This window comes from Xanthomonas sp. NCPPB 2586, from assembly GCF_041475775.2.
Classification (GTDB): Bacteria; Pseudomonadota; Gammaproteobacteria; order Xanthomonadales; family Xanthomonadaceae; genus Xanthomonas; species Xanthomonas campestris.
Window position 1 is genome coordinate 1,375,774 of record NZ_CM192981.1, and the last position, 16,690, is coordinate 1,392,463.

10 protein-coding genes are annotated in these 16,690 nt (G+C 65.5%); 2 read left to right on the top strand and 8 right to left on the bottom strand.

Translation table 11 applies throughout. The annotated features are described in order from the left end of the window. Positions 1-179: 179 nt before the first annotated feature. Positions 180-386 (bottom strand): hypothetical protein, encoded by a 207-nt coding sequence (locus tag ACCQ09_RS05805; protein WP_016945258.1) that lies wholly within the window; start codon positions 384-386, stop codon positions 180-182. Between the two features lie 185 nt (positions 387-571). On the opposite strand from ACCQ09_RS05805, the gene ACCQ09_RS05810 reads away from it, so the two are divergent. Then, positions 572-1,282 (top strand): rRNA pseudouridine synthase, encoded by a 711-nt coding sequence (locus ACCQ09_RS05810; protein WP_040940856.1) that lies wholly within the window; start codon positions 572-574, stop codon positions 1,280-1,282. A 1,432-nt stretch (positions 1,283-2,714) separates the two neighbouring features. Here the strand turns inward: ACCQ09_RS05810 and ACCQ09_RS05815 are convergent. The 4 genes from ACCQ09_RS05815 to ACCQ09_RS05830 all read right to left on the bottom strand — a co-directional run bounded on the left by ACCQ09_RS05815 (position 2,715) and on the right by ACCQ09_RS05830 (position 6,527). Then, positions 2,715-3,119, bottom strand: a complete 405-nt coding sequence (locus ACCQ09_RS05815) for a response regulator (RefSeq protein ID WP_040940857.1) — start codon at positions 3,117-3,119, stop codon at positions 2,715-2,717. Between the two features lie 78 nt (positions 3,120-3,197). After that, entirely contained in the window at positions 3,198-3,680 is a 483-nt protein-coding gene (locus ACCQ09_RS05820) for a hypothetical protein (protein ID WP_014508595.1), read from the bottom strand. A gap of 138 nt (positions 3,681-3,818) precedes the next feature. After that, positions 3,819-5,621 carry a DNA helicase RecQ gene (recQ, locus tag ACCQ09_RS05825; protein ID WP_011038070.1) on the bottom strand — a complete coding sequence of 601 codons (1,803 nt, stop codon included), beginning with the start codon at positions 5,619-5,621 and terminating at the stop codon, positions 3,819-3,821. Positions 5,622-5,975: 354 nt separating this feature from the next. Continuing rightward, complete coding sequence (locus ACCQ09_RS05830) at positions 5,976-6,527, bottom strand: Dps family protein (protein WP_011038069.1); 552 nt, start codon at positions 6,525-6,527, stop codon at positions 5,976-5,978. Positions 6,528-6,614: 87 nt separating this feature from the next. Here ACCQ09_RS05830 and hrpA point away from each other — a divergent pair, with 87 nt between their 5' ends. Further along, positions 6,615-10,730 (top strand): ATP-dependent RNA helicase HrpA, encoded by a 4,116-nt coding sequence (gene hrpA, locus ACCQ09_RS05835; protein WP_040940859.1) that lies wholly within the window; start codon positions 6,615-6,617, stop codon positions 10,728-10,730. Positions 10,731-10,981: 251 nt separating this feature from the next. Here hrpA and ACCQ09_RS05840 read toward each other — a convergent pair whose 3' ends face one another. From ACCQ09_RS05840 to ACCQ09_RS05850, 3 genes are all read right to left on the bottom strand, one after another. Continuing rightward, a complete protein-coding gene (locus ACCQ09_RS05840; protein ID WP_011038067.1) occupies positions 10,982-13,618 on the bottom strand; it encodes a TonB-dependent receptor in 2,637 nt (878 codons plus the stop codon). A 105-nt stretch (positions 13,619-13,723) separates the two neighbouring features. After that, a complete protein-coding gene (locus ACCQ09_RS05845; protein ID WP_012437689.1) occupies positions 13,724-14,758 on the bottom strand; it encodes a glucokinase family protein in 1,035 nt (344 codons plus the stop codon). Positions 14,759-15,099: 341 nt separating this feature from the next. Continuing rightward, complete coding sequence (locus tag ACCQ09_RS05850; RefSeq protein WP_228427655.1) at positions 15,100-16,587, bottom strand: PhoPQ-activated pathogenicity-related family protein; 1,488 nt, start codon at positions 16,585-16,587, stop codon at positions 15,100-15,102. Between the last annotated feature and the right edge of the window lie 103 nt (positions 16,588-16,690).

The following is a 16,690-nucleotide window of genomic DNA, read 5'->3' on the forward strand; positions in this document are numbered from 1 at the left end:
ACTTACGTGCCTTTTGTCAACCGCGCTACCGGCCCGGTGTTGCGGGCGCTTGTGTCGCGTGACTGCCGCTATCGAGCTTGAAAAGCGCCACGCCGCAGCGGTGAGCTAAGCTATTTGCGGACCATCACCGCTGCGCCACATGCAGGCGCAGCCGGCGAGGGCGCACACGTTGGCCGTGATCAGGCTTCCAGTGCGGCGAGCACGTCAGCGTGCAACTGCTCGGCGCCTGCCTCGGTGTTGAAGCGTGCCACGACATCTTCGCCAGAGATCAGGCCGATGCGGACCGTGTGGCAATACGAACCAAAGTTCTCCCCGGCATTGAACGGATCGCTGATGACGGAGATATGGTTGAGGCGAACCCGGGTGGTGCCGAACGTGATGAACATCTGTGGTCTCCTGTGTGAGTGGCAAGTGTCCCACTTTGTGCGGCATGGCAGAAGCACGAGGCTTGCCGGGCCTTGGCTGGTGCCGCTGTGCGGATGAGCGAGGCGCACAGCGGCGCAGGGCTGCAGGCGTCGTACCGGCGGCAGCGACCACGTACACTGCCCGGCCCTGACGTAGAGCATGACCGATGTCCGATCCGATCCGTCTCGACAAGCACGTGGCTGCCGTGTTCGGCTGTTCGCGCGGCGAGGCGCAGCAATACATCGAAGGGGGATGGGTCAGTGTGGACGGCGTGGTGGTGGAAGAGCCGCAGGCGCCGATCACCGGCCAGCAGGTGAGCCTGGCGGCCGACGCGGTGCTTGGGCAGGCCGAGCCCGCCACCTTGCTGCTGAACAAGCCGGCTGGCATGAGCTGCGAGGCCGCCGTGGCGCTGGCCACGTCGCAAAGCCGCAGCAGCCTGGATCAGACCGAGATCCGCGTGCTGAAGCGCCACTTCCTGCGCCTGAGCGCGCCGATGCCGCTGGACGACGAGGCCAGCGGGCTGCTTGTGCTCAGCCAGGATGGCCGGATCCTGCGCAGGCTCACTGCCGATGCGGCCACGATCGAGCAGGAGTATCTGGTGGAAGTGCGCGGCGAACTGCGCCCGTACGGCATGGCGCGGCTGGCAAGCGGCCTGGTGTATCAGCAACGGAGCCTGCCGGCCTGCAAGGTGAGCTGGCAGAACGAAGAGCGTCTGCGCTTTGCCATCAAGCACGTACAGCCGGGGCAACTACGCTACATGTGCAACGAGGTAGGGCTGGAGGTGGTCACCATCCGTCGCCTGCGTGTTGGCCGGATTTCGTTGGGCAAACTCGCGCCAGGCGAATGGCGTTACCTGCCCACCGGCGAGCGCTTCTGATCTTGTGGCGTCTGTCGCCCGATAACTCGTGCGGTGATAAAAAAGCGGTTGGAATTCCGAGCGTTGCCTGATGTGCTGCGCTGAGGGCATCACGATGCGCCTGCCTCTGCCTCTGCCTCTGCAGATGGGCGAGGGCTGATCGTGATGTGAGCCGCTGCAGTAATCGGCAGGCTGATCGAGGCGCGAGAGTAAGCAAGCTTTCGTCGCGCTAGGCGATGTCCGCCATTGCACATGCCGCGAACAGACTGCCGATCCGCGAGGTACTTCGAACTCCCCCAAAGCTAGAGTAGAGACGCGCCTTTCAGCGCGCCGACGTGCTCCGCCGCAGTTGCTGCGTGTGAATCACTTCTTGTTGCGCTTCTTCTTGGCGCGGGTCACCAGCCACACGACCACGGCGATGATGCCAACCACCAGGATGACGAAGGCCGGTGACAGAAATGAGTTATCGCCCATGTGGATCTCCTGAAATTCAACAGCCAAGCGCTGCACTGGGTTTAGCCTAGCGAGCGCCTTGGGTGATAGCGTGAAATGGACACGCAATCGCGGATGCATGCATGCGGTCGCAGCGCTGCTGGCCTTTCTCCTAGTGCGTTCGACTGCGCGTTTGGCGTTGCCACGACGCACGCATCGACGTCAGGCGACGTTGATCGAAAGATTGATGGCAAAGCTCATCGCATGCGTGTCAAGCGTTCCTCCGGCTTGGTCGCAGGCTCGAACCAGGTGCGTGCAACCGGTCGGCAGGCGCTCATGGATAGACGCTGATGGACAGAACGGCGCAAGGACGCTCAAGGGCTGCGGATGCAGTGCATCCAAGGAAGGCCGCTGCCGGAAGTACGCCACCAAGGTGGATACAGCAAGCGTACTCAGCGATGCATTCAAAGTGCGCTGGTCGCAGCCGTGTGTCACTGAGCAACTGAAATGTTGAACGCGGCCTCAGGCGCCAAGCACCACGACAGAATCAGTTGATGCGGCGAGTTCGATCGCTGAACTTGAGAAAGCATCGATCGCAAGCGCGATGCGCATGCCTTGGTCTGGTGTGGCCACAGGCCAGAGAATTTGCTGATGTGCTGAACCGCAGTGCTCATTCAATCTTGCGCTGGATCGTAGACGTGCTAACTACTGACGCCATGCAGCTAGCGACTTACGCCGTGCAGCTAGGCACCTTTCACTACCGTCTGGCAGCGAGCGCAACCATTTCCGGGCAACGTCAGACAAAAAGCCAGGCAGACAGTCATCTTCCGCCTAAGGCAGTGACCATCATGATCCGGCGAGGGCGTGCTCCGCGCCCCGCGAGTTGAGCGGCCAACAGGCCTCGCGTCCGGCAGCTGCAGTATCAAGTGAGGTGTGCGTCACGAAAATCAGGGGCGAACTGACGGGCTGTCAGGGCGTTCCTGACAGCGGTCTCGGCCGCAAAACGCCTGCTGCGCCGGGCTTACGCCATCGGTGTGGACGGCACGCGGTGCTTGGCCATGACGCTGCGGATCGCATTCAACAGCTGCTCGGGCGTGTACGGCTTTTCGAGGAAAGCCACGCCGTCGGGCAGGATCTCTTCCACATATTCCACGGCCAAGCCGGAGGTCAGCAGGATCGGCAGGTTGTACGGCGCATGCGCTGCTTTCAGCGCGAGGTCCACGCCTGTGAGGCCGCCCGGGAAATGGATGTCGGAAAACAGCACATCGACGCGCGGGTCGCTTTCGATCAACGCCAATGCTTCTTCCACCGAACCGGCACTGCGGCAGGTGAAGCCATAGCTCTCCAGCACAAGGCAACTGAGTTGACGTGTTCCATCGCCATCTTCGACGACGAAGACAGCCGGTCGTTCCTTGTTCTGTGACATGAGCACATCTCGTGAGGCAAGCCACATTTTCCGCAAAGCAGGGGTGAACCCCTTGTCAATGCAGGCCGAGCTGTAGTGTTACCAACCGAATGGGCCAGGGCCGTAACCGCCAGGTGCGTAGCGCGGGCCGAAAATGGGGCCTTCGCCGCGGCCAACGCTGATGCTGACGCCGATCTGATGCGCCTTGCCGTCATCGTCGTAGTAGGTCTTGCACGAATTCAGATTGACGGCCTGCCAGTTGCTGTTGCCGCCACGGTTCGAATAGCCCATGCCGGTCTCGACCGCACCGTGCAACTTGCCCTGGCACTGTTCGGCCCGCTCGGCGGCGATGGAGGCAGCGGAAGGACGCGCCAACGCCGGTTGTGGGCCCGTCTTGTCGCCATAAAAGGTGCCCGGCGGATCGGTGCTGTATTCCGGATCGGAGCGGTACTGCACCGGCTCCTTGGGAATGCTCAAGTCCAGCGAACGGGGCGTCACCGCGTCGGTGCCGCTGTCGCCGGTCTGGGCGAGCGCACTGCCGGTGGCGAGCAGGGTGGCCAAAAGAAGCAGGCTGCGTTTCATCGGTTGGACTCTACAGGAGGGACTGGCGGCGCGCGCCAGATCGCTCCGTTGAAACTAGCAATGGCAGATTGAATGCGCGCTGTCGCTTGCGCGAATTTTGTGCAGGCCGCGACACCAGGCCGACACACACCTGGCGCATCAGCCCTGTTCGCGCACGATCTCGATCAGTTGCGCACCGTAACGGGCCAGTTTGCCGCCGCCGATGCCGCCCACACGCGAGAGGGCGTCGATGCTGGTTGGCCGTTGTTCGGCGATATTGCGCAGTGTGCTGTCGTGGAAGATCACGAACGCCGGCACGTTCTGCTCCTTGGCCAGCTCCGCGCGCAGGCCGCGCAAGGCATTGAACAGCCCCAGGTCCTGCGGCTGCACCGGCAGCCCGGTGCGTTGCGCGCCGCGGTCGCGCTCTCGCCCGGCAGCCGGGTTTTCGCGCCGCATCATCACCTGTCGCTCGCCCTTGAGCACCTGGCGGCTGGCATCGGTGAGGCGCAGGCCGCCATGGCCTTCGCTGTCGACTTCCAACAGGCTGGCGGCCACCAGCTGGCGGAACACGCCGCGCCAAGTGCGCTCGTCCATGTCGCGGCCGATGCCGTAGGTGCTCAGCTGGTCGTGGCCGAGCTGCTTGATGCGCTCGTTCTCGCTGCCGCGCAGGATGTCGATCAGATGGCCCACACCGAAGCGCTGCCCGCTGCGATACACGCAGCTCAGCGCCTTCTGCGAGGCCACGGTGGCGTCCCAGGCGGCGGCCGGGGTCAGGCAGTTGTCGCAGTTGCCGCAGGGCTTGGGATAGGTTTCGCCGAAGCCGGCCAGCAGCACCTGGCGGCGGCACTGCATGGACTCGCAGTAGCCGAGCAGGTGATCGAGCTTGGCGCGTTCCAGGCGCTTGCGCTCTTCGGCAGCCTCGCCCTGTTCGATCATCTGTTTGAGCAGCACCACATCGCCCAGGCCATAGCAGAGCCATGCCTCGGCGGGCTCGCCATCGCGGCCCGCACGCCCGGTTTCCTGGTAATAGCCTTCCATCGATTTGGGCAGGTCCACGTGCGCTACGAACCGCACGTCTGGCTTGTCGATGCCCATGCCGAAGGCGATCGTGGCGGCCATGATGATGCCGTCCTCGCGCAGGAAGCGGCGCTGGTTCTCCGCGCGCACTTCCGCCGGCAGGCCGGCGTGGTAGGGCAGGGCATTGAAGCCTTGCGCACACAGCTGTTGCGCGGTTTCTTCCACCTTGCGCCGTGACATCGCATAGACGATGCCGGCCGAGCCGCGGTGGCGGCCCAGGAACTCCTGCAGCTGCTTGCGCGCGTTGTCCTTCTGCACCACGGTGTAGCGGATGTTGGGGCGGTCGAACGAGCTGACGAAGTGGCGCGCCTCCACCAGGTCCAGGCGCTCGGCGATCTCGCGTTGGGTGGGCGGGTCGGCGGTTGCCGTCAATGCCATCCGCGGAATGTGTGGCCAACGCTCGTGCAACACGGTGAGCTGGCGGTACTCCGGGCGGAAGTCGTGGCCCCATTGCGACACGCAGTGCGCTTCGTCGATGGCGAACAAGGCGATGCGGCTACGTTCCAGCAGCGACAGGAAGCGCGGGGTGAGCAGCCGTTCCGGCGCCACGTACAGCAGGTCCAGATCGCCCGAGAGCAGGGCGCGTTCCACCCGCTGGGTGTTTTCCGCATCCAGGGTGGAGTTGAGGAATTCGGCGCGCACCCCGAGCTGGCGCAGGGCTTCCACCTGGTCCTGCATCAGGGCGATCAGCGGCGACACCACGATGCCGATGCCGTCGCGCAACAGCGCCGGGACCTGGTAGCACAGCGACTTGCCGCCGCCGGTGGGCATCAGGACCAGCGCGTCGTTGCCGGCGGCGACGTGTTCGACAATGGCTTGCTGGGGGCCGCGGAAGTCGTCGTAACCGAAGACGCGGCTGAGCAGTTCGTGTGCGGGGGAAGACATCCGCCTAGGATACCGCGCGGGTCAAGCCCGGGCCGGTGTCATGCGGGCGGTGTTGCGCAGTGGTGTGTCGGGGATCGCCGCGACGTGGTGGATGCGGTAGACGAAGACGTTCGCGGATGCAGTTGAGCGCTGGCCGCGTGGCGCTGGAGATGCCAGCCAGCGGGTGCAGGTGCGACAACCAGGGCTTCGCTCCGTACCCTCACCCCAACCCCTCTCCCGGGGGGAGAGGGGCTTAGTGTCTAGCACTGCTTACCGGTGGTAGGCGATTGCGCAGGGGGCCAAGGTTGGGCAGGGCTCAAGGTTGTGCCTTTGGCGAAACCTTGGACAAACCCGTGGAGGCTACGCCTGAAGGGTTTACTGCAGCAGCGAGCGCAGCATCCAGGCGTACTTTTCGTGGGTCTGCAGACGCTGGGTCAGCAGGTCCACGGTCGGGTCGTCGCCGGCGTCGTCGGCGGTGCCCAGCACCTTGCGGGCGGTGCGGCAGACCGCTTCATTGCCGCTGACCAGCTGGCGCACCATCTCGCGCCAGTCGGCGCTGTCGCTCAGGCCCGGCTCTTCCGGGATCGAGGTCAGCGCCACGAACTCGCGGTACGAACCCGGTGCGTTGTAGCCCAGGGCGCGGATGCGCTCGGCCACTTCGTCCAGCGCGCCCCACTGCTCGGTGTACTGGGTTTCGAACATGGTGTGCAGCGAGTTGAACATCGACCCGGTGACGTTCCAATGGAAGTTGTGGGTCTTCAGGTACAGCGTGAACGCGTCGGCCATGTAGCGGGCCAGGCCGTCGGAGATCTGCTTGCGATCGGCATCCTTAATCCCGATATCGATGTGTGGCGCCGAGGGAGCGGCGACCGGCAACGCGTCAGTGGGAGCCGCGGGTTTGTTTGCTGCGTTCTTCTTCTTGGACATGGATGGTCCTCCTTAGGAACTGATATGGCGTCACAATAGACAGGCTAAAGGATCACTTGTCATTCAATCTTTCACATTTTCCCATCGATGAGCGCTATCGACACTGACCTCGCCACCACGTTGCGTGAGCGCCGCGGCGCCGTGGATGCTGCCATGAGCCGCGATCGTGGCCGTTTGCTGGGCCTATGGTCGCGCTGGCAAGGCAAGCCCGGCAACCCGCAGCTGCGCCAGGCCTTCGAACAGGCGCTGGCCGCCTCGCAGGCGCAACGGCAGGCGCGTGCCGCGCAGCAGCCGGCGATCACGCTGGATACGCAACTGCCGATCGCGCGCGAAGCCGATCGCATCATCGCGCTCATCCGCGACCATCCGGTGGTGGTGATTGCCGGTGAGACCGGTTCGGGCAAGACCACCCAGTTGCCCAAGCTGTGCCTGGCAGCCGGGCGGGGTGCGGCCGGCATGATCGGCTGCACGCAGCCGCGGCGTATCGCTGCGCGCGCGGTGGCCGCGCGCGTGGCTGAAGAACTCAACACCCCGTTGGGCACCACGGTGGGGTTCCAGGTGCGCTTCACCGATCGCGTGGGTGAGGACTCGCGCATCAAGTTCATGACCGACGGCATTTTGCTGGCGGAGATCGCCAGCGACCGGTGGTTGTCCGCCTACGACACCATCATCGTGGACGAAGCGCACGAGCGCAGCCTCAACATCGACTTCCTGCTGGGTTATCTCAAGCAGCTGCTGCGCAAGCGTCCCGACCTCAAGTTGATCGTCACTTCGGCGACCATCGACACCGAGCGGTTCTCGCGGCATTTCGATGATGCGCCGGTGATCAACGTGGAAGGCCGCACCTTCCCGGTGGAGGTGCGCTACCGCCCCCTCGAAGGCGAGTCTGGCGACGGCGACACCGGCGATGGAGGGCGCGATGGCGAACGCACCGTCAACGACGCCATCGTTGCGGCGATCGACGAAATCACCCGCATCGACCCGCGTGGCGATGTGCTGATGTTCCTGCCGGGCGAGCGTGAGATTCGCGATGCGCACCAGTCGCTGGAGCGGCGCAAATACCGCGAGACCGAAGTGGTGCCGCTGTACGCGCGGCTGTCGGCGGCCGACCAGGATCGCGTGTTCAACCCGGGCCCGCGCCGGCGCCTGGTGCTGGCGACCAACGTGGCCGAAACCTCGCTGACGGTGCCGCGCATCCGCTACGTGGTGGATCCGGGCTATGCGCGCGTCAAGCGCTACAGCCCGCGGCAGAAGCTGGACCGGCTGCATATCGAGCCGATTTCGCAGGCCAGCGCCAACCAGCGCATGGGCCGCTGCGGGCGTATCGCCGAGGGCATCTGTTACCGGCTGTACGCGGAGGCGGATTTCGCTGCGCGCCCGGCCTTCACCGACCCGGAGATCCGGCGCGCGTCGTTGTCGGGCGTGATCCTGCGCATGTTGCAGTTGGGGCTGGGGCGCATCGAGGAGTTTCCGTTCCTGGAAGCGCCGGACGAACGCGCCGTGGCCGATGGCTGGCAGCAGTTGCTGGAGTTGGGCGCGATCGATGTCGAGCGGCGGCTGACGGCGATCGGCCGGCAGATGGCGCGCCTGCCGGTGGACGTCAAACTGGCGCGCATGCTGGTGGCCGCGCAACAGCACGGTTGCCTGCGCGAGATGATCATCATCGCCGCGTTCCTGGGTATCCAGGATCCGCGCGAGCGCCCGCCGGAAGCGCGCGAAGCCGCCGATAACGCGCATGCGCTGTTTGCCGATGCGCGCTCGGAGTTCGTCGGCATCCTGCGCCTGTGGGACGCCTACCGGCAGGTGCACGAAGACCTCACCCAGTCCAAGTTGCGCGATTGGTGCGGCCGGCATTTTCTCGGCTTCCTGCGCATGCGCGAGTGGCGCGAGCTGCACCGCCAGTTGCGCTTGCTGTGCGAAGAACTGGGCTGGAGTGAAGAGCCGGCCGGCGCGATGCTGGCGCCGCTGCTGGCCGGTGCCAGCGCGCCGGTGCGCGAGGATGGGCAGGCGCACCGCGCCACCCGTGGGCAGCTGCACCGTGCCGCGCGGCTGGCGCGCGAAGGCAAGCCGGATCCGGCGGCGCCACCCGCGCAGGCGAAGGCCGCGGCTGCAAAGAGCCCACCTGCCGATGCCACCGACGCGGCGGTGCGCACCACCGAGTGCGAACGTGCTGCCGCCTACCAGGCCTTGCACCGCGCACTGCTGGCGGGACTGCCGACGCAGATTGGCCACCGCACTGAAAAAGGCGATTACCTGGCCGCGCGGCAGCGCCGTTTCGTGCCGTTTCCGGGCTCCGCGTTGGCACGCAAGCCGCCACCGTGGATTCTTGCGGCGACCTTGCTCGACACCCAGAAAGTGTGGGGCATGACCAATGCGGCGATCGAGCCGGACTGGGCGATTGCCGAGTTGCCGCACCTGCTGGCACGCAAGCATTTCGACCCGCACTGGTCGCGTGCGCAAGGGCAGGTGGTGGCCTCCGAGCAGATCAGTCTGTTCGGCCTGGTGCTGGCGCCGAAGAAGCCGGTGCACTTCGGCAAGATCGACCCTGCCACCTCGCACGACCTGTTCGTGCGGCAGGGCCTGGTGCCGGGCGAAATCAACACGCGTGCGGCGTTTGTCGCCGATAACCTCAAGGTGCTGGAACAGGCGCGCGAAGAGGAAGCCAAGCTGCGCCGCGCCGGCATCGTGGCCGACGAAGACTGGCAGGCGCGCTGGTATCTGGATCGCATTCCGGCCGAGCTGCATTCGGCCAGCGGCCTGGATGCGTGGTGGAAGACCTTGCCTGCCGACAAGCGCCGCAGCCTGCATTGGTCGTTGAACGATCTGCTGCCCGGCGAAGGCAGCGAGGCGGACCGGTTCCCGAAGTATTTCGCGTTGGGCGATGCGCGGTTGCCGTTGCAGTACCGCTTCGAGCCGGGGGCCATCGACGATGGCGTGACGCTCGAGGTGCCGTTGCATTTGCTCAATGCGCTGGATCCGTCGCGCTTGTCGTGGCTGGCGCCCGGATTTGTGGCCGACAAGGCGTCGGCACTGATCCGCAGCCTGCCCAAGGCGCAGCGCCGCAATTACGTGCCGGCTCCGGATTACGGCCGCGCGTTCTACGAGGCCTTCAGCACGCCATCGGCGGACGATATGCGCGGCGAGCTGGCGCGCTTTTTGAGCAAGGCCACCGGTGCGCCGGTGGCGGCGCTGGATTTCGACGAAGAAGCGCTGGACACGCACTTGCTGATGAACCTGCGGCTGCGCGACGAGGACGGCAGGGTGCTCGCCGAATCGCGCGATCTGGTGGGATTACGTGCGCGCTTTGGCGAGCGTGCCGGGCAGGCCTTTGCCGCGCGTGCCGGACGCGCGCTGGCGGCGGAAGGGCTGCGCGATTTCCCGGCCACGCCGATCCCCGAACAGGTGGCCGGCGAAGCGGGCGTGCCCGCCTATCCGGCCTTGGTGGATCAGGGCGAGGATGCCGCGCTACGGATCTTTGCCGACCGCAACGAAGCGCTGCGGGCGCATCCGCGTGGTGTGCGCCGGCTGCTGGAAATTGCCTTGGCCGACAAGATCAAGCAGGCGCGCAAGCAGCTGCCGGTGTCGCCCAAGACGGGGCTGTTGTATGCAGCGATCGAATCGCAGGAGCGCCTGCGCGGCGATCTGGTCGATGCGGCGCTCAATGCGGTGCTGGCCGAGGGGCTGGGCGCGATCCGCGACCCTGCCGCGTTCGCACAGCGCCGCGAGGATGCGGTCAAGCGGCTGTTTGGCGAAGCGATGGCACGGTTGACGCTGGCAGAGAGCATTCTCGGCGCGGTGGCCGAACTCAAGCCTTTACTGGAAGCACCGTTGATGGGCTGGGCGCGTGGCAATCTGGATGACATGGAACAGCAGCTACGCGCGCTGGTGCATGCCGGGTTCCTGCGCGACACGCCGGCCGATGCGCTGGCCAATTATCCGCGCTATCTCAAGGCGATGATCCTGCGCACCGAACGCGCCAAGCGCGACCCCGCGCGCGACCAGGCACGCATGCTCGAGCTCAAGCCGTTCGTGGATGCACTCAACGACGCCGCGGCGCGTGGGCTGCAACAGCACCCGGATTGGCAGGCGCTGCGCTGGGATCTGGAAGAACTGCGGGTGTCGGTATTTGCGCAGGAGCTGGGCGCCAAATCCGGCGTCTCGGCGAAAAAGTTGTCGCAACGCGTGGCGGCCTTGCGAGGGTAAGGCGCGCGCTGGCAGATGGCGGCGGGTTGCCGCTGCCTGCGAGGCGTCGCCTTGCCGTCTGGTTTCGTGCGCGTGAGTCTGCGGATGTTTGGCGTGTGATGCGCGCTATTGCGTGTGCCGCTGCCCACTCCGCAGGCCTCAACCGCAGAGCGCAGCTTCGACACCGCAGCGCCGTGCAGGTCGTACTGACCCGCTAACACCACGGCGCCGGGAGCTGCTGCATTGCTCCCGGCGCCCTGGCATGCGGTAGGTCAAAACTTCAGGTGCAGGGTCGCCATGTAACGGCGGCCACTCTTGTAGCGCCCGGCCAGATGCTCCTTGTCGCCGAGATACTGCAGGTATTCCTCGTCCAGCAGATTTTGCGCGTCGATCTGCAGCGACCAGTTCGGGCTGAACGCATAGCCCACGCTGGCGCCGAGTTCGGCGTAGTCGTCCACGCTGGCGGGCGCGGCGCCGGCCACGTAACCGCCGGCCAGGTAGCTGTCACGCCAGTTGTAGGTCAGGCGGGCGTTGAGCGGGCCTTTTTCGTAGTACGGCGAAAACGCCACGCTGTTGCGCGACTGGTAGGGCAGCGGGTCGCCGGTGTTGTTTTCGCCATTGGCATAGGTGTAATTGGCAGTCAGACCGAAGCCGCTGTCGCCGAACGGCTGCTGGAAAGAAAGGTTGAACCCCTTGACCTTGCCATCGCCAGCGTTGCGTGGCCGCTGGATGCTGTAGTCGCAATAACCGTCGGCGGTGCAGCCGTTGCTGCCGATCAGCTGCGCCCAGCTTTGCGGCGCGGTGTCGCGCAGGGCGTTGTATTGCCGCTCCACGCTGACGCTGGTGTCGATGTAGTTGTCGATCTTCTTGTAGAACACCGACCAGGCCACCACCGACTGCGGCGCGAAGTAATACTCCGCCGACAGATTGAAGTTCCACGATTCGTACGGCGATAGCTCCGCGTTGCCACCGCTGCCGGTCAGTGTGGTGTCGTTGAGGAAGGTGTTGTTGACCATCTGGTTGTACGGCGCCCAGGCGATCACCTTGGCCGCGGCAAAGCGGAACACCCAGTCGTCGCTGGTGTCGTAGGACAGCGTGAGCGATGGCAGCAGGAAGTCTTCCTTGCGCGTGCGCGTTTGCCACAGGCTGTCGGCGTTGGCCAACGACGGGGTGCCGCTATAGACGAACCCGCTGCCTTCGGTCTTGGAGTCCACATAGCGCACACCGAGGTTGCCACGCAGGCCGCCGCTGGAGAAGTTCACCTGTGCGTAGGCGGCGTTGTTGGTCTGCTCCAGCGCCCAGCTGTTATTGAGATAGCTGGCCGGATCCGGCGCGCTGTAATCCACCGGGCTGTTGCGGATCCAGTTGAGCACATTGTCGCGGCCGGCCTGCACATGCTGCCCGTGGTCCGGGTAGAAACCTTGCAGGTCGGTCAGGCCGATCGTGCCCACATCGGCCAGCGTGCCCGGCGTGACGCCACCATAGACGTTGAGCTCAAAGCGCTCGTCGTGTTTGCCGTGGCGCACGCCCAGTAGCAGCTGATTGAACACGCCATCGAATTGCAGGTTGAAATCCAGCTGGCCGTAGGTGTCCTTGCTCTCGGTGGAGAAGATGCCGTTGTTGCCGAACCAGCCGCCGGCCGAGCCCCAGTTGGCCGGGTCGCGTGCAGCGGCCGGGTCATCGAAGCGGATGCCGCGGCGCGTATCCCAGCTGAAGCCGCCGTTGTAGAACGGCTCGATGAAATACTGCGACAGATCCTTGTTTTCGGACTTGCTCTGGCCCACCTGCCCGTTGAGACCCCAACCCTCGCCGCGGAGGGCGCCACGCAGGTCCAGCCCTTTGGTGGTCACTTCCGATTCGCGCACGTTGTTGTCGTAGATCACCGTGCCGCCCAAGGGGTCGGCGTTGGCGCTGGAATGGCCGCTGGTGACCACGCCATTGCGCACGCCACCCAGCTGGTCCACCGCGCCAACAGTGCCTGCATTCCAGGTGAGAAAGCTGTACATCGACTGGTTGTAGTTGTCGAAGTTCTCGTTGATGTACAAGCCGCTGAGATTGAACTCCAGCGCATCGCTGGGCTTGAGCTGCAGGTTGACCACGGCGCTGTCGCGTTCGCGGTCCTGCTGGAACCACGCGGCGTTGATCGAGTTGGGCACGTCCGCATCGGCCGGCACGCCGCCGGCTGCATTGGCGAAGGTGCTGGCTGGCGCATAGCCGAACACTTCCATGCCGCGCCGGTCCACGCGTTCTTCGTAGTGCTGCGCGGAGACGGTGACGCCGAAGGTTTCTGCCGGATTTTTCCAGCTGTACAGCAGCGCCGCATTCGGCTTGCCCTGGCTGGCCTGGTCGCTGTAGCTATAGCCGATGGAGGCGGCCACCTCGTTGGCCTTCAGGTCGAGCGGCTGGCGCGTGTGCATGAGCACGGTGCCACCCAGGCTGCCTTCGGTCAGGCGTGCTTCGGACGACTTGATGATTTCCGCACGCCCCAGGATTTGCGGTGCCAGCAAGGTGTAATCGAAACCGCGGCTGGGTTGTTCGCCGTAGAGCCAGATTGCCTGCGCCACCGGGTGGCCGTCGAGAAAGGAGAGATTGAGGCTGGGGTCGGTGCCATCGATGCTGACGCGCTCGCCCTGGCCAAAGCGACGGTCCAGGGTGACGCCGGGAATCTGCGACAGCGCTTCGGCCACGTTGGTGCTGGGGAACTTGCCGATGTCCTCGGCGGTGATCGCTTCGGAAATGCCGGTGTTGTTACGCTTGGTGTCCAGCGATTTTTCAAGGCTGGCGCGGATGCCGACCACCTGCACGGCATCCAGTTCGGTGGCCTGTGGGTCGGCCGTCTGCTGTGCCTGGGCGGCGAACACCAGCGACATGCCAATGGCGCTGGACAGCAGCGAAGTGCGGTATTTCATGATGTCTCTCCTCATCACGCAACAGGGATGGACGGCGGGCCTGCGCTCGCCGGATGCACGGGGGTACACGCCGCTCGCGGTCGGGAGACGCGAGTGGTGGAGCGCTTACGACACCTCGGTGTGGTGTTGCAGATACCAGCTGGCCGCGCCGAGCACGCCGAGTTGCCCGTGTTCGACCAACTTGACCGGAATGCGCTCCAGCACCGGGCGCATGCGGCCCTTGGCGAGGAAGCGTTCGCGGAAATCACTCGCAGCCAGAAACTGGCCGATGCTCGGCAGGATGCCGCCGGCCAGATACACGCCGCCGGAGGCGCCGTACGCCAGCGCCATGTCGCCGACCGCGCTGCCGAGCAGCGCGCAGAACAGCTCCAGACACCGCCGCGCCAGTGCATCGTCGCTGTGGAGCGCGGCGTGGGTGATGTCGGCGGGCAACGGGTGGATGGGCGTGGCCGCGTGCAGTTCGCACAGGGCCAGATACAGGTTGCGCAACCCGGGGCCGGAGAGCACATGCTCGATCGGCAGATAGGATGCGTCGCGCGCCAGGATGCGCAGCACCTGCGCGGTGTCGGGGTCATTGCTGGCCAGTGCCACCTGGCCGGCTTCGGTGGCGAGCACGGTCGGCTGGTGCGGTCCGTTGATCCACACCGCAGCGCCTAGCCCGGTGCCCGGGCCGACCACCAGGATCGGGCCACCGGGCTGCGCATGCCGCGGCGTGGGGCCGCTTATTTGCACCACCGCACGCTGTTCCATCTGCGGCGCGGCATACGCCACCGCTTCGAAGTCGTTGACCAGATGCACCGCACGCACGCCGAGCGTGTCGCGCAACTGACGCGGCGCGATGGTCCAGGGCAGGTTGTTGCTGATGAAGCGGCCGTCGTCCAGCGCGACACCTGCGCTGGCGATCACCACTGCATCGACGGCGCGGCTATCGCGCAGGAAATCAGCCAGGATCGCGTCCAGGCTGGCATGGTCGGCGCAGCGGTAGGTGCGGTACTGCGAGAGCTCGATCGGCGCATCCGCGCCATGCGAGACCCGGCCGACACGCACATGCGTGCCGCCGACATCGGCAGCCAGAAACGTGGTGGGAGCGGGGACAACGGGCAGAGCAGAAGCGCAAGCAGAGTGCGAGGTCGCAGCCACGGTCAGTCCTCTGGGACGCCTGGATCGGCCGATGCCGTCAGCGCGTAGTGGCCTGTTTAGGAGCCGATGACAACGCTGTCAATGGTCCAGTCGGGTTGGATCGATCTTGTTGACAGGCTCAAGCGCAAAAACAGCTCCGGGATGGACTTTGTGCAGAGTTCATTGCGCAAACTGTTGAAGCCATACCAATCGTTTGCAGGGATTTACCGGCCGTGCATGAGATCGTTGTGCCTGCGATGTGGCAGGCGCAGCGGTGTCCATTGCGACGGTCGAAGGCGGCCATGAGGAATGCCCAGGCCAGATTCCTGTCCTGCTCCAGCCACCAAGTCCTGCCGGCGTGCTCAAGTGGCGGGCGGCGGCGCGACCGCAGGCAAGGTCCGGCAGGCGGCGTTGTCCGAGGGCGGCGCCTGGGTCGGGTAGTCCTGCTTGCCGAGTACATAGGTCTGGCTGGTGGCGACAAAACTGTCTGCGTAGGTGGCTTCCACAAAATAGGCGCGCCAGCCGGCGTCAGGAATTTGCACCGGAACCGTCACCGCACCGCGCTTCCAGGTCACCGCCGTGGCGGTGTAACGGATGCCGCAGGCAAAGCGGAAGTCACGCGCCCGCGGGTTACTCGCGCTCCATACCTTCACCTGCACCGGGCGCTCGCTGGAACGCAGGCGGATCGCGGGCTGTGCGCCACCACGCAGGCTGCCGCGCAAGTCCGGCAGCGGGCGCTGCTGCTGCAGCCGGTTGACGAACGGCACCAGCGTATCCACCACCGATGCGCGGATGCCACCGTGCGATGCATTGGGCACCACGCGCAGCGCCTTGGCGCCGGGCAGTGCGTCATAGAAGAACTGCGCGTTGTCTGGCACGAAGAAGTCATCGCCACTGGCATTGACGATGTATTTGGGCACGGACAGCCGTTTGCGGTAGCGCGTGTGCAGGTACTGCAGGGGGTCCTGGATCTGCACCAGCTGCGCAAACGCAGGCGTGGTGAGCTGGTTGGTAATGCCTTCCTTGGCGTAGGCGTTGAACGCGACCGGCCAGTTCCCGCCATAGACCTTGGCCATGTGCGTGAGCACGGCCGGCATGTTCAGGATGTCGATCACGAAGGGCACCACGGCCTCCACGCGCTGATCGGCGATGGCCGCATGCCAGCTGGCCCAGCCGCGCTTGGACGCCCCGGCCAGGATGAAACGGTGAATCTGCAGCGGCGCCAGTTCGCGTTCGGCCAGGCTCATGGTGCGCGCGATCGCCGCGGCCATCGGAACATGCAGCGGCAAGGTCTTGCGCTGCGCCGGCGCTTTCATAAACAGCGACCAGGTGTGCGCAACGCTGTCGTCTTCGCGGCGTGCGGTGCCGTCATCGCGATACGTCAGGGCCTGGCTGGGGAGGTCGCTCAGCACGATCACCACGGTGCGCGTGCGCTGTGCCAGGGCCGCGATCGCCTCGGGGGTCAGTTCACTGGATGGCTGCGCCGGGCCACCATCGACGGGCTGGCGCGTGCCATTGCTGGAGATCAGCAGCGCACGCGTGGGCAGGGCATCGGGCGGCACATAGAGCGCAACGTCGTGCTGCCAGCTGGCCGGCTGGACCAGGTCTTCCGGTGACCAGTCCTGCGAGGTCAGCAGATAGTCGCGGCGTTCGACCCCGGCCACGCTGCTGGTGGCAGTACGCCGGTAGCTCAGCGGCTGCGCCTCCACCGCATCGTGGTAACACAGCAACGCCTCGCCGAATGCCACGGCGGGATCGGTGACGCAGCGCTGCGTTGCGGGCGATGCACAGGCCGAGCCGGCAGCGAGCAGGGCGAGGAGTAGAACGCTGCGACGAGCGAAGGACGTCATTGCATGTCTCCAGACGCAGGATGCGGGGCTAGCGGGTCTGCAGTGAGCAGGCGCGCCAGCATGTCACAGCGCTGATCGGCGATGGCCGGCCCTGCGAACCCAT